This window comes from Ligilactobacillus salivarius DSM 20555 = ATCC 11741 (genome assembly GCF_001435955.1).
GTDB classification, from domain to species: Bacteria; Bacillota; Bacilli; order Lactobacillales; family Lactobacillaceae; genus Ligilactobacillus; species Ligilactobacillus salivarius.
In genome coordinates this window covers 31,983-46,747 of sequence record NZ_AYYT01000008.1, presented here as the reverse complement: position 1 = coordinate 46,747, position 14,765 = coordinate 31,983, and the positions used below count along the sequence as shown (strand labels likewise).

Annotated in this window: 12 protein-coding genes and 1 pseudogene; 12 read left to right on the top strand and 1 reads right to left on the bottom strand. The window is 32.0% G+C overall.

Annotated features, from left to right (window positions below; translation table 11 throughout):
- Nucleotides 1-20 precede the first annotated feature (20 nt).
- The 9 genes from FC55_RS05275 to FC55_RS05235 all read left to right on the top strand — a co-directional run bounded on the left by FC55_RS05275 (nucleotide 21) and on the right by FC55_RS05235 (nucleotide 12,366).
- Nucleotides 21-710, top strand: coding sequence for a response regulator transcription factor (locus tag FC55_RS05275; RefSeq protein ID WP_003699697.1), 690 nt, complete (start codon nucleotides 21-23; stop codon nucleotides 708-710).
- A gap of 27 nt (nucleotides 711-737) precedes the next feature.
- Complete coding sequence (locus tag FC55_RS05270) at nucleotides 738-1,889, top strand: sensor histidine kinase (RefSeq protein ID WP_003699696.1); 1,152 nt, start codon at nucleotides 738-740, stop codon at nucleotides 1,887-1,889.
- A 91-nt stretch (nucleotides 1,890-1,980) separates the two neighbouring features.
- A complete protein-coding gene (locus FC55_RS05265) occupies nucleotides 1,981-2,850 on the top strand; it encodes an aldose 1-epimerase family protein (RefSeq protein ID WP_035149586.1) in 870 nt (289 codons plus the stop codon).
- 120 nt (nucleotides 2,851-2,970) lie between these two features.
- Nucleotides 2,971-4,140 carry an MFS transporter gene (locus FC55_RS05260; protein WP_081036608.1) on the top strand — a complete coding sequence of 390 codons (1,170 nt, stop codon included), beginning with the start codon at nucleotides 2,971-2,973 and terminating at the stop codon, nucleotides 4,138-4,140.
- Between the two features lie 121 nt (nucleotides 4,141-4,261).
- Nucleotides 4,262-6,022: a 1-deoxy-D-xylulose-5-phosphate synthase gene (locus tag FC55_RS05255; RefSeq protein ID WP_003699693.1), complete on the top strand. Its 1,761-nt coding sequence runs from the start codon at nucleotides 4,262-4,264 to the stop codon at nucleotides 6,020-6,022.
- 119 nt (nucleotides 6,023-6,141) lie between these two features.
- Nucleotides 6,142-8,127 (top strand): ABC transporter ATP-binding protein/permease, encoded by a 1,986-nt coding sequence (locus tag FC55_RS05250; RefSeq protein WP_003699692.1) that lies wholly within the window; start codon nucleotides 6,142-6,144, stop codon nucleotides 8,125-8,127.
- A 10-nt stretch (nucleotides 8,128-8,137) separates the two neighbouring features.
- Nucleotides 8,138-8,788: a TetR family transcriptional regulator gene (locus FC55_RS05245; RefSeq protein ID WP_003699691.1), complete on the top strand. Its 651-nt coding sequence runs from the start codon at nucleotides 8,138-8,140 to the stop codon at nucleotides 8,786-8,788.
- Between the two features lie 21 nt (nucleotides 8,789-8,809).
- Nucleotides 8,810-10,543 carry an ABC transporter ATP-binding protein gene (locus FC55_RS05240; RefSeq protein WP_003699690.1) on the top strand — a complete coding sequence of 578 codons (1,734 nt, stop codon included), beginning with the start codon at nucleotides 8,810-8,812 and terminating at the stop codon, nucleotides 10,541-10,543.
- Nucleotides 10,543-12,366 (top strand): ABC transporter ATP-binding protein, encoded by a 1,824-nt coding sequence (locus FC55_RS05235; protein ID WP_003699689.1) that lies wholly within the window; start codon nucleotides 10,543-10,545, stop codon nucleotides 12,364-12,366. Before FC55_RS05240 ends, FC55_RS05235 begins: the two co-directional genes overlap by 1 nt.
- 55 nt (nucleotides 12,367-12,421) lie before the next feature.
- On the opposite strand, the gene FC55_RS10025 is transcribed toward FC55_RS05235, so the two are convergent.
- Nucleotides 12,422-12,562 (bottom strand): hypothetical protein, encoded by a 141-nt coding sequence (locus FC55_RS10025; protein WP_003699688.1) that lies wholly within the window; start codon nucleotides 12,560-12,562, stop codon nucleotides 12,422-12,424.
- Between the two features lie 112 nt (nucleotides 12,563-12,674).
- Here FC55_RS10025 and FC55_RS05230 point away from each other — a divergent pair, with 112 nt between their 5' ends.
- The 3 genes and pseudogenes from FC55_RS05230 to FC55_RS10295 all read left to right on the top strand — a co-directional run bounded on the left by FC55_RS05230 (nucleotide 12,675) and on the right by FC55_RS10295 (nucleotide 14,747).
- Nucleotides 12,675-13,109 carry a GNAT family N-acetyltransferase gene (locus FC55_RS05230; protein ID WP_003699686.1) on the top strand — a complete coding sequence of 145 codons (435 nt, stop codon included), beginning with the start codon at nucleotides 12,675-12,677 and terminating at the stop codon, nucleotides 13,107-13,109.
- 249 nt (nucleotides 13,110-13,358) lie between these two features.
- Nucleotides 13,359-13,964: pseudogene (locus FC55_RS10300) on the top strand (O-acetyl-ADP-ribose deacetylase); the annotation flags it as partial.
- Between the two features lie 264 nt (nucleotides 13,965-14,228).
- Nucleotides 14,229-14,747, top strand: a complete 519-nt coding sequence (locus FC55_RS10295) for an O-acetyl-ADP-ribose deacetylase (RefSeq protein WP_371824758.1) — start codon at nucleotides 14,229-14,231, stop codon at nucleotides 14,745-14,747.
- Nucleotides 14,748-14,765 lie beyond the last annotated feature (18 nt).

Here is a 14,765-nt window from a genome sequence, read left to right as displayed (position 1 = left end):
TGTACCTAAGGAGATAGAAAATGAAAATTTTAATTGTTGATGATGATAAAGATATTGTTGAATTATTAAGTATATATGTTGAAAATGAAGGATATGAAGTAGAAAAAGCATATAATGGTAAAGAAGCTTTGTCTAAGTTGAACATGAATCCTGACATTGCATTGATGATCTTAGATGTGATGATGCCACAAATGGATGGGATGGAAGTAATTCGTGAGGTAAGAAAAGAATCACAAATTCCAGTATTAATTTTATCTGCTAAAACGGATGACTTGGATAAAATTCAAGGTTTAGTACAAGGTGCGGATGATTATGTTACAAAGCCATTTAATCCTTTGGAAGTTATGGCACGTGTAAAATCATTATTGCGTAGAGCTGAACATAATGTTAAAAATAATGAACCAGATCAAATCGAAATTGGGCCACTCATTATAAAGAAAGATTCTCATGAGGTAAAAACTTTAGAAGGTAAGGAAATCAAATTAACTGCACTAGAATTTGGAATTTTACACTTACTTGCTAGTCATCCTAATCGAGTTTTCTCAGCTGATGAAATCTTTGAAAGAGTTTGGCAACAAGAATCTGTTGTATCAGCTAAGACCGTAATGGTTCATGTTAGTCATTTGCGTGATAAGATTGAAGATGCAACTAATGGAGAACAAGTTATCCAAACTGTTTGGGGTGTTGGATATAAGATAGAGTCACACTAATTTAGTAAGCTAAAGGGGAAAAGAACTGTGAAATTTCACATAACTGGTCGAGAAAAGAGTGAGCTATTAGGCGAAGGTATTTTAACAATTATATTGTTAATTCTGTTAAATATGTCGCTTTATGTGATTTTGAATCAATTGTTAGTATCTAATCCTGATTTAGCTTCAGGAATATTCCTAATCAAAACTTCCTTAGATTTTAAGTATGCACATATTCAATTATGGAGTTGGGGTTGGATATTCATTATACTTATGGCGGTAGTTGATGTTATCGTAGTTTATTGGAGATTAGTTCGACGACATCATCAAATGCAATTGAGACATATTATTAATGAGCTCCACTATATTGCAGATGGTCACTTTAATCACCGTATTCCTTTTCAATTAAAGGGACAAATGCAAAGAGTAGTAGCAAGTGTCAATGCACTTGTCGATAGTACGATTAAAGCAATGGAAGATGAAAGAGAGATTGAACGCTCTAAAGATGAATTAATAACGAATGTTAGTCACGATATACGTACACCCTTGACATCTATTATTGGATATTTGGGGCTTATTGAAGATAAACAATATCGATCTGAAGAAGATATTTTAAAATATACGCATACAGCATACCTAAAATCTAAGCAGATGAAATCATTGGTGGATGACTTATTTGAATATACGAAAGTACGTCAAACTGATGCACCATTACAAGTACAATCTCTAGAATTGAATGCGATGCTAGAACAAATAGGAGCTAGTTTTGAATTGGAAGCAAATAAAAAGGGTATGGAAATTAATACAATTTTACCCGATAGTCCAGTGAAAATTGAAGCTGATCCAGAAAAACTTGCTCGAGTATTTAATAATTTAATCACGAATGCCTTGAAGTATGGTAGTGATGGTAAAAACATTTACTTGCAATTAACAAAAGTAGATGAAAAAGAAATAGAAATAAGAATTTCTAATGATGGAGAACCTATTCCAGAAAAATCATTGCGACAGGTATTTGATCGATTTTATCGAGTAGAAAGTTCACGTTCTAAAGAAACAGGTGGGACAGGACTGGGATTGGCAATAGCTCAAAGTATTATAGAATTGCATCATGGATATATTTATGTAGAATCTAATAAAAATTTGACTAGTTTTATTATGAGATTACCTATTAAACATGATAATGTAGTAAAAAAATCTTAGCTTTAAATGGAAGTTAAGATTTTTTATTTTAATCATAAGTATAAATAAATTTGATATAATAAATTTGAATTTTAAAGTAGGGGGAATAAAGATGGCTGTAAAAATTGAAAATGAAAAATTATTTGTTACGATTAATGAACATGGTGCTGAATTAGCTAGTTTAATTAATAAAAGTAATGGTATGAACTATCTTTGGAGTGGCGATAGTAAATATTGGGGAAGAAAGTCTCCGGTACTATTTCCAATTGAAGGTGCACTAAAAGATGGAAAAATGTTTGTTGATGGGAAAGAATATCGTATGGGACAACATGGATTCGCTAGGGACATGGATTTTGAAGTTAAAAAACTTACTAAGGAATCTGTATGTTTTGAATTAAAATCCAATACAGAGACACTAGAAAAATATCCTTATGAATTTATTTTCCGTTTAGTCTACGAACTAAAAGAAGAAACTTTAGTTGTAAGGTATGAAGTAGAAAATCCTAGTGATAGTGAAATGTTTTTTGGACTAGGAGCTCATCCAGCATTTAGTGTTCCTTTAGGTGAAGCTGCTTATGATGACTATTATCTTGAAATTACACCGGAAAAAACGCGAAAAGTTTTGCCTTTAAAAGGTGGATTAGTTGATAACATTAATACTATTGATGGAGAATCCAGATTAGAAATTAGTCATGACGTATTTGCTAAGGATGCAATTATTTATGACTTGGGTGAAGAACCTACAAAATTTAGTTTGAAAAATACTAAAAATAATTACGGAGTAGAAGTTTTCACTCCAAATTCTAAGTTTGCAGGAATTTGGTCGTCTTATCCAGCTAAAGGACAATTTGTATGTATTGAACCTTGGTGGAGTTTAGCAGATACTGTATATACAGATGGTAATTTTAAAGAGAAATTTGCAACTAATAAATTAAATGGAAAAGAAAGTTTCGATGCGTATTTTGAAATTACAGTATTTTAAAATACTAATCATTCGATTTATAAGAATATAATTATTCATTTTATTATTAATAGCAATGAGCTATAATGTTTATTGGTTAATTTCAATAAATTATTTTATAAGTGAGAGGAAATGAATTTAATGAAAAAATCAATAAAACCAATAGTCTCATTAATCTTACTATATATAGGTTACATGCTTCTATTTGCTGATAGAACTGTAATGAATATCTCTATGGCATACATAGGAAAGGAATTTCAAATTAGTCCAGTCGCATTGGGTGCGACAGCTAGTGCCTTCTTTCTAGGATATACCTTAATGCAAATTCCAGGAGGTATAGTCACTGATATATTAGGTAGTAAAAAAACGGTTATAATATCTTTGATACTATGGTCTTTATTAACTGCTTTTACAGGCTTAGCTACATCATTAATGACATTAGTTGTGATCAGATTTTTATTTGGTTTAGCTGAAGGTCCTTATCCATCAGCAGCTCTAAAGCAAATTTCTGAAGAGTATGATAAGAGTGATCGTTCACAAGCTACATCAGTTACAATTTCATCAAACTATGCTGGTGCAGCTATTGCTCCATTAATTATTGTTCCAATTATTGCTAGTCATGGTTGGAGAGTATCATTTTATTTCTTGGGAATTCTAGGCTTGATATTAGTTGGTCTATATTATTTAATTGAGCGACCAATTAAATCTAAGAAGAAAATAACAACTGCTAAAAAAATTAATTGGCGTGAAATCGATAAGAGAATATGGATCTTTGTAATAATAGGTTTAGTATTGAATGTTATTACAAAAGGTTTAGAGACCTGGATGCCAATATATTTCTTACAAGCTCAACATATTAATTTAAAGAACTTAGCATGGTTGGTTCCATTGCCAGTAATAGCTGGTGGTATTGCAGCATTTATTAGTGGCTTTGTAATGGTTCATATTTTCCGTAAACGTGAACGTTGGATGATCTTTATTTCTTCATTGCTAACACTAATATTTATGTTTGGAATGTATAAATCAACTACACTAGTATGGATTGTCATTTTTGAAATTTTAGTATATTTCACAAAATCTCTAGCATTTACAGGAATTTTTAGTTTTGTCGCTCAGATCTTAGATGAAAAGACTTATGGATCTTCAATTGGAGTTGTAAACTTCGGTGGTCAATTAGGTGGATTTATAGGGCCTTTATTGATCGGATGGTTAGTTCAATTGTCAGGCTCATATAGCGTTGCCTTTGTAGGTTTAGTAGTATGTGCTCTAATCGCAGCAATAACAAGTACATTTATAAAAAATATTAAATAACAAAAAAATCATTGACTATCGGAGACGAGGTCAATGATTTTTTTATAATGCTTATTCCTTGACTTAAAGTTAACTTTAAGGTGTATGATATTTTTATCATTATTGAGAGGTGAAATTTTAAATGAATCAACATCCAGATTATATTTTAAATCAAATTAATAGTCCTAAAGATGTAAAGAATTTAACAATTGATGATTTAAAAAAAGTAGCTACTGAAATTAGACAATTAGTTGTAGAAAAAGATGCCGCTATTGGTGGACATGTTGGCCCTAATTTGGGCATCGTTGAAACAACTATTGCTTTTCATTATGTATTTGACTCTCCTAAGGATAAGGTAGTGTGGGATATTTCACATCAATCATATCCTCATAAAATGTTAACTGGACGTAAAGAGGCATTTTTAGATCCAGATCATTATCGCGATGTTACAGGATATAGTAATCAAGATGAAAGTGAACATGATTACTTTAAAGTTGGTCACACTTCTACATCTATTGCATTGGCTACAGGAATGGCTAAAGCAAGAGACATGAAGAATGAAAATGGAAATATTGTAGCTGTTATTGGTGATGGCTCTATGAGTGGAGGTTTAGCTTTAGAAGGGCTAAATAATGCTGCTAAGCTTAAATCTAACTTAATAATTATCTTCAATGATAATCAAATGTCCATTGATGATGTAAATGGTGGTATGTATAAGATGTTCGCCGAATTACGTGAAACAAATGGACAAAGTTCTAATAACCTCTTTAAGGCTATGGGCTTGGATTATCGTTATGTTGATAATGGAAATGATTTAGAAACAATGATTTCTGTTTTAGAAGAAGTAAAAGATATTGACCATCCTATTGTTGTTCATATCAACACTTTGAAGGGTGAAGGATATCAACCAGCAATAGAAAGAAAACGTGAATTCCATTGGCATGTACCATTTAATGTTGAAGATGGTTCAACTAAAAATGTGGCAACAGGGGAATCATATAATAAATTAATTCTTGATGAGTTAGGTAGACAAATTGATGATGGTAAACCAATTATGGCTATTAATGCTGCAATACCAGGTGCATTTGACTTAGTACCATTTAAGGAAAAATATCCTGATAATTATGATGATGTTGATATTGCTGAACAATATTCTATCACATATGCAACAGGATTAGCTGCTAATGGCGCAAGACCAGTAGTCTTCCATAATAGTACATTCCTTCAAAGAGCATACGATCAATTAGAACATGACATGGCATTAAATGGTTATCCAGTTGTTGTGCTCGTAAAAGGTGGGCACATTACTGAAAACTCCAATACACACCAAGGAATTTTTGATATAGGTATGATTTCTAGCATTCCTAATTTGGAATATTTAGCTCCAACTAATGCAGAAGAATTAATTTCGATGTTGCGTTGGGCATTAACACAAACTGATAAACCGGTTGTTATTCGTGAACCAATTACTGAAGTACGACATGGAGAAGCAGATGATGATTATACAGAGATAAATTATCGTGTAGCAAACCAAGGAGAAAAAGTAGCAATCTTAGGATTAGGTGCGTTCTATAAATTAGGTGAAGATGTTCAAAGAAAGTTGAAAGAAGATTTGAATGTTGATGCTACATTGATTAATCCGATTTCTGCTACAACATTAGATGTTGAAACTTTAAATAATTTAAAGAAGGATCATGAATTAGTTGTAACACTTGAAGATGCAAGCATGGTTGGTGGCTTTGGAGAAAAGGTAGATCACTTCTATGCTAATTCTGAAATGAAAGTTTTAAACTTTGGTGCTCAAAAAGAATTAACTGATATGGTTCCAGTTGAAGAATTGTATGATCGATATCATTTAAACCCTGAACAAATTGTAGATGATATAAAAAGAGTTATAGATTAATTGTGAAAATAGATCTCTATATAGAGGTCTATTTTTATTGCAATTATAATTTCAAAATGATATTATGACAATGTGTCATATGACAACTTGTCATAATAAATCTGAAGGGATTGAAAAAAATGCCAGTAATGGAATTAAAAAATGTTACTAAGACATATAAGATGGCTGGTGGAGGAACCTTTGAAGCCTTGCGAGGAATTAGTGCAAGTTTTGAAGCTGGAGAACTGGTAGCGATCGTTGGTGAATCAGGGTCAGGTAAATCTACCTTAATGAATGCAATTGGTGGATTAGATTCTGATTTTGGCGGAGAAATTATTTATGAAGGAAAGAATTTACGTAATTTTTCAACTCAAGAATTAGTTGACTATCATAAAAAGAGTATAGGATTTATTTTTCAGAACTTTAATTTGATCTCACATTTAAATCTAATAGATAATGTTTCAATGGCGATGACATTATCAAATGTAAGTGAAGATTTCAGAAAAAAACGTGCAAAAGAATTATTACGTAAAGTAGGATTAGAAAAACATATGTATAAAAAACCAGATCAGATTTCTGGTGGACAAAAACAGCGTGTAGCTATTGCGCGTGCATTGGTTAATGATCCTGATGTAATTATTGCTGATGAACCTACAGGAGCTTTGGATGCGGAAACGACAGATACCATTCTCGATATGATTAGGGGAATTGCAGAAGAAGGTAAATTAGTTTTAATGGTAACACATTCTGACAAGGTAGCCTCTCATTGTAGTCGAGTTTTGAGAATAGATAATGGTGAGTTAATCTCAGATGAGCACCAATTAGATTTGGAATACACAGAAAATACTCGTGAAGATATTAAAGTAAAGAATATGAGTATGTGGAAAGCAATTAAGCTAGCATTTCTAAATATGAAAGCCAAGTTAGGAAGAAATTTACTAGTAGCACTTGGGTCTAGTATAGGGATCATGTCAGTAGTATTGATGTTAGCCTTAGGTAAAGGTGTAACAAGCTATGTAAGTAGTACTATGAAGTCATATACTAACCCTAATATTACTGAAGTTCATAAGAAGAGTAGTACTCAACAAACGACAAAAAATCCACAAAATATGAGTCGTGAAGAGATAGCTAAGCAACAGCAAGAGAATATGGCTGCCTTAACGGGGTCAGGAACTAATACAGGTTTTACAAAAAAGGATATAGAAAAGTTAAGTAAGATAAAACATGTAGATAGATATCAAAAAGGTTATAGTTCATTTTCACTAGGAACTAATACAGTTAAATATAATAATAAGCAAGCTAGTTTAATGATGTTGCAGACAATGTCTGATAGTATTTCTAAATCAAGCATTGTGGAAGGAAAAGCTCCTAAGAATAATCATGAAATAATGTTAGATAGAGCTACTGCAGATTTACTAGGAAAGAATATTTTAGATAAAGAGGTTACTTTGACTTTGAAGATAGGTGAAAAGACAATTACACAAAACTTTAAAGTAATAGGTTTATATGAATCACAAAGTCAAAGTTCAAGTACAGTTTTCTTTACTTATGCAGGTTTACAAGACCTATATAAGACAAACCAAGAAAAATTATTGCCAAATGTAGTATATCTACATACAGCTAACAAAGACAACACTAAGATGATTAAGGACAAAGTAAAAGATCTTGGTTATACAGGTTCAATGCAAGAACAAATGACGGAAATGTTTACGAAAATGTTGAATATTATTACTTGGGTATTAACTGCTATCGCTGCTGTTTCATTAGTGGTTTCAGCAATTATGATATTGGTAGTTTTAAATATTTCTGTAGTTGAACGTACAAAAGAAATAGGTGTACTTAAAGCTCTAGGTGCTAGAAGAAAAGATATTAGAAGAATATTTGCTTCTGAGGCATTTTTAATTGGAATTACATCAGGAGCAATTGGCGTAGTTGTAACTTATGTTCTAGGTTTCTTCATTAATAACTTTACGAAAGCGGCTTTCGAAGTAAATGTTGTTTCCATGACTACTAAATATGCAATAGCTGGAATAGTTATTAGTGTTGTTATCAGTATGATTGCCGGAATTTTACCATCCAATAGAGCATCTAAGCTAGATCCAGTAGAAGCTTTACGCAAGGAATAGGGGAGATTTTATGCCAAAAGAAACATTTTTTGGAATTGATAAAGAAAAGCAGAATCGCATAATTCAAGCGGCAATTAAGGTATTCTCGAGTCATAACTATAACGATTCTTCAATTAATGAAGTTATAAAATTAGCCAAAATCCCTCGGGGAAGTTTTTATCAATATTTTGAAGATAAAAGAGATCTATATCTCTATATTACTCAAAAAATTATGCAAAACTTTAGAGATGACTTTTTTAAAGAATTAGATGAACAAAATGGAGATATTTTTGCGACTGTAAAAATAGTCTTTCCAAAACAGATTCATGAAGTACTAGGAGGAGAATATTCTAATTTTTATTACTATCTATTACAAGCAAGTTTTATGAAGGATTTTAGACAAAAGGAAGTTAAATCTAAGGATAATAGTAAGCATGGTTGGAATGTGAAACAAGATTTTGATGTTATATATAAAATGATAGATAAAGAAAAATTAAAAATAAAAAGTCGAAGTGACTTTGATATGTTTATCAGAATTTTAATTACCCCATTTATCATAGTAATAACCGATACATTCTTGCAAATGAAGCATGAATCAGACATTCCTAAAATAGATATTGAAGAAAAAAAGCAAGAATATTTACACAAATTAGAATTTATTGAGTATGGTTTTTCTAAATAATAAATAGAAAAGAGGAACAAAATGGTAAAGTTGATGCGACGAAATTTAGATTGGTGGGCAGTTATTACTGCTACTATCTTTTTAGGATTTCAAGTGGTTTGTGATTTAAGCTTACCTAATTTGACATCTAACTTAATAAATAACGGAGTAGCTAAAGGAAATGTAGGATATATTTGGCAAATAGGTCTTCAAATGCTGGGGCTGACTTTAGTTGGTATTTTTGCAGCAGCAGGAAATGTATATTTTGCTTCTACTCAAGCACAAAAAATGGGTGCCAGATTGAGAGGAAAGATATTTAAAAAAGTTTTATCCTTTGGAAATTATGAAATGGATAAATTTGGTTCTTCATCATTAATTACCAGAACGACGAATGATGTTATGCAAATTCAAAACGTTACAATAATGATGTTAAGAATGATGATTATGGCTCCTTTAATGCTAATTGGTGCAAGTGTAATGGCATATTTTAATGAAAAACGTCTAACTAGCATATTCTTAGTATCTATTCCAATATTACTAATCGCTATTGGATGTGCTATGTATTTTGCAGTGCCATTATTTCAAAAATTACAAAAACAAATCGATAGAATTAATTTAATCTTTCGTGAAGGATTAACTGGTGTAAGAGTAATTAGAGCTTTTAGACAAGATAAGTTTGAACAGGAAAGATTTGATAGAGCTAATAAAGATTATACAGAAACAGGGATTAAAGTTTTCAGCATTGTTTCCTTAATGTTTCCTATTATGACCTTAGTTTTGAATGTAACAAATATGGGAATTATTTGGTTTGGAGCTAAGTTAATAGCTAACCATGAAATGCAAGTAGGTAATTTAGTAGCTTTCATGACTTATGCCTCAATGATTTTATTTAGCTTTATGATGCTATCAATGATTTTTGTATTGGTACCAAGAGCGGAAGCAGCTGCTAAACGTATTAATGCTGTTTTAGAGATAGAAAATTCAATTAATGACGTAGAATCAGAAATAGGTAGTGACAGTGATAAACTACAAGCAAGTCTAGAATTTAAGAATGTATCATTTAGATATCGTGGTGCAGAAGATTTAGCATTGGATAATTTATCTGTAGATGTAAAGGCTGGAGAAACATTGGCTATTATTGGTGGGACAGGATCTGGTAAATCTACATTAATTAATCTTATTCCTCGACTATACGATGTAAATTCAGGAGAAGTATTGGTTGATGGAAATGATGTCCGAAAATATAGCTTACATGATTTGCATGATAAGGTAGCGTTCGTTCAACAAAAAGCAGTACTTTTTAAGGGAACTATTCGTTCAAACTTACTAATTGGAAATCCTGAAGCAACTGAAGAAGACATGTGGAAAGCTCTAGAAATAGCTCAAGCTAAAGATTTCATTTCAGACTTACCAGATGGATTAGATGCTGTTGTTGAACAAGGTGGGGATAATTTTTCTGGTGGTCAAAAGCAGAGATTAGCAATTGCACGTGCAATTATCAAACCTGCTTCAATTTATGTATTTGATGATTCTTTTTCTGCATTAGACTTTAAAACAGATGCTAAATTACGTTTAGCACTACGTCAAGATGAGAGAATTAGCAAAGCAATTATAGTTATTGTAGCTCAAAGAATTTCAACAGTTACTGGTGCAGATCATATTGTTGTTTTAGATGAAGGCAAGGTAGTAGGACAAGGCACACATAAGGAATTATTAGCTGATAATACTACTTACCAAGAAATTGTTGAATCACAGATGAAAGGAGCTGCAATCTAATGCAAGGACATGGCGGTAGAATGAAAGGACCAAAAGCGGAAGGTGCAAAGGATTTTTGGGGAACCGTAAAACGCTTAGTAGGATTTATGGGGCCTTGGAAATGGGCTTTTGTATTAGTATTTATATTTGCGATTGGGTCTGTAATTTTTCAAATTATAACTCCTAAGATCTTAGGTGGAGCGACGACTGAAATCTATATTGGAATAAAAAAAGGCTTAGCAAGTGGACAAAGTATCGGAAAATATCCAATTGATTTTGCAGCCATTAAACGAATTTTAATGACGGTAGCAGTTTTATACCTAGCTTCAGCAGCTTTATCTTTTATACAGCAGCTAATGATGGCTAATATTTCTCAGAAGGTAGTTTATCGACTTAGAAAGGCAATGAAATCTAAGATGCAGTATCTGCCAGTTTCATACTACGATACTCATTCTAATGGAGATATCATGTCTAGAGCTGTTAATGATATGGATAACATAGCGGGAACTTTGCAACAAAATTTGGCCCAACTTGTAACAAGTACAGTAACATTTGTAGGTGTCTTCTTCATGATGCTATCTATTAGTTGGAAACTAACTTTAATTGCTTGTATTACAATTCCACTAGGCTTAATCGTTGTTTCATTGGTAGCTCCCCGTTCACAAAAATATTTTGTTGCACAACAAAAGAGTTTAGGATTGTTAAATAATTATGTAGAAGAAAATTATGCTGGACACACAGTTGTTAAAACTTTTAATAAAGAAAAAAGTACAATTGAAGAATTTGAAGCTGAAAATGAAAGATATTATAAAAGTTCATGGAAGGCTCAATTTATCTCTGGTTTAATAATGCCATTGATGAATATGGTAAAAAATATTGGATATGTTTTTGTTGCAATAGTAGGTGGAATACAAGTCGCTAATGGAACTGTTACATTAGGAAATGTTCAAGCATTTTTGCAATATGTAAACCAATTTACTCAACCAATTACACAAATTGCCAATATAGCCAACACAATTCAGGCAACAGTAGCTTCTGCAGAAAGAATCTTTGAAATTTTAGATGAAGCTGAAATGGACACTAATCTAAAAGATAACAATGATAATAGTCAAAATAAGTATAAAATTAGTTTTAATCATGTGAACTTTGGATATACTTCTGATAAACAATTGATGAAAGATTTTAACTTGAATGTTAGTCCAGGTGAAAAAGTAGCAATTGTTGGTCCTACAGGTGCAGGGAAGACAACGTTAATTAATTTGTTGGAACGTTTCTATGATATCAATAGTGGTAGCATTAAACTTGACGGACGTGATACTAGGAGCATGTCGAGAGAAGAAATTAGATCTCATTTTTCGATGGTATTACAAGATACTTGGTTATTTACAGGTACAATTTATGACAATATAAAATATGGAAATGAGCAGGCTACGGAAGAAGAAATTATTGCGGCAGCTAAAGCAGCTCATGTTGATACATTTGTTAGACAATTACCAGATGGATACCAAACTATACTAAATGAAGAAGCTTCTAATATATCACAAGGACAAAGACAATTGATAACAATAGCTAGAGCGTTTTTAGCTAATCCAGAAATTTTGATTTTAGATGAAGCAACTAGTTCTGTTGATACGCGTACAGAAATTCTAATTCAACAAGCAATGGAAAAATTGTTAGCTGGAAGAACAAGTTTTGTAGTTGCACATAGACTTTCAACAATTAGAGATGCAGATAATATTATTGTAATGAATCATGGGTCTATTGTAGAAACAGGAAATCATGATACCTTAATGGACAAAGATGGATTTTATGCAGATCTATATAATAGTCAATTTGCGAGATAATAAAAAAGATGGGCGAATCGCTCATCTTTTTTGTTTGCAATCGTAATAAGATTAATTAATCGCGCAAGCTTTTAGCATCAGCGTCGATCTTAGCAAAGCCAGAACCATGTGATGACTTGTTAGGATTCTTAGCACGGGCTTCCATAGCCTTACGAGCCATAGCTTTACGTTCTTCCTTACTCAACTTTTGAGCCATACTTGTCGCCTCTTTTCACGATAGCTAAGTTAGTGTAATATATTATATATCTAACTACACGTTTATTATAGTTTTTATAATAAGTAAATTCAAGAATAATCAGAGGTAAATTATGTTTGAAGTAAAAAATTCTAATAAGTTAGATTCACAAGTTTATCGAGATAGTTTAATTATTAGAGAAGATGTTTTTGTTAAGGAACAAGGTGTTCCTATCGAAATAGAAATTGAAGGTGAAGAAGGTCCAAAGTATTATTGTGGATATGTAGATGGTAATTTTGTGACTTGCGCGAGAGTGAAAATAGAAGATGGTGGAGTTTGGCATATTCAAAGAGTAGCAACCTTAAAAGATAGTCGTGGAAAAGGATATAGTTCAAGTTTACTTCGTAGTATTGAGGAAGATGCGAGAAAAGCAAAGGTGCCATATTTAACATTAGGTGCTCAGGATACAGCGCAGGATTTTTATAAAAAGCTTGGATATGAGGTTGTAGGTGAAGGATTTCTAGATGCAGAAATGCCACATCATCGAATGGATAAGAAGCTAGTTTAAATTTGATTTTTAGTCTAATATAGGTTAATATAAAGTAGATGCGATGAGTCGAGAAGAATCAGACAACATTTTGTTGTTTCGCTGCGGCGACTAGTGATTATTTTCATTAAGGCAGAGTACAGATGTTACCGGATTGTAACGTACTTGCTTGATGTAGATGTGAACTGCATCAACTTATTCATATGAATACTGCCGCATAAGTCAGAGAAAGTAATTCTCTGGCTTTTTTTGTATAATCGAGGGTTTGGGGTGATTATTGTGAGTGAAACAATAGAAAATTGTATTTATTGTCGTTTCGTTTTTGAAGAAAATGGAAAAAGCTATTACTATCTAACAGATGATGAAGAAATAAAGCCTTTAGATTTAGTAGTTGTGCCTGTTGGTATTGATGGGCATGAAAAAATAGCACAGGTGATAAAAGTAGAAAAATATACCATACATACTGTTCCGTATCCTTTAGATAGAATAAAAAAGATTATTCGTAAATGTAAATTAACAGATTTTAGAAAATTAGAAAATAAATTAGCTGAAGATAAGTTAAAGCGTGAATCGGTAGATGATGAAGAGTTATCAATTAATTTATTGAACTTAGGAGTACAAGCTTATCGTCGTGGAGATTATGAAATAGCTAAAGAATATTATGAGGATGCGGCACAACTAGGAAATAGTCAGGCAGCCTGTAATTTAGGTTATATTTATGCTTATGGAAGAACTGGTGTAAAAGATAGTGAAAGAGCATTTTATTATTTTGTCCAAGCATCATTAGATGGAAATAGTAATGGTAGTTATAAAGTAGGCGATGCATATTTTTATGGTGATTTTGTAGAAAAAAATAAATTACTAGCATTTAAATATTATCAAATATCAGAAGAACAATTAGGGCCAGAAGATCTTGATATTCGTTCGGATATTTATTATAGATTGGCACTCTGTTACCACCAAGGCGCAGGGGTTGTTCCTGATGATATGGGTGCCTTAACTTATATTAATTTGGCTCAAACAAGTGCTTATTATGATAGGTTAATTGGAAAGTATAATTATGAAGAGTTAAAAAGAAAAATTGAAAATTTGCGTGAAAAAATTCTATTAAATTTAAATCATGTAGATAATAAAACAAAGATTAGATTATTGAAAGCAGACATAACAAAAGTTGATAATGTTGATGCAATTGTTAATGCTGCTAATACTAGTTTATTAGGTGGTGGAGGTGTTGACGGCGCTATTCATCGCGTAGCCGGGCCATTATTATTAAAAGAATGTCGCCAACTAAATGGCTGTGAAGTTGGACAAGCTAAAATTACATCAGGATATAATTTACCTGTGGAATATGTTATTCATACCGTTGGGCCTATTTGGAAAGGTGGCAATGCTGATGAATCCCAACTCCTAGCTGCTTGTTATAGAAATAGTCTACATTTAGCCCAAAAATGCAATATTAGAAAAATTGCATTTCCAGCTATTTCAACAGGAATTTATGGATATCCAGTTGTTGAGGCTACTAAAATTGCATTTCAAATTGTTAAAGAATATGTCCAAGATAATCCTGGAGACTTTGATTTAGTGGAATTTGTTTTATTTGATGATAGTACTTATAATGTCTATCTCAAAGAAACAGGAAGTAATTTGATAGAATTGTAATATTTTTGTAAAAAAGTA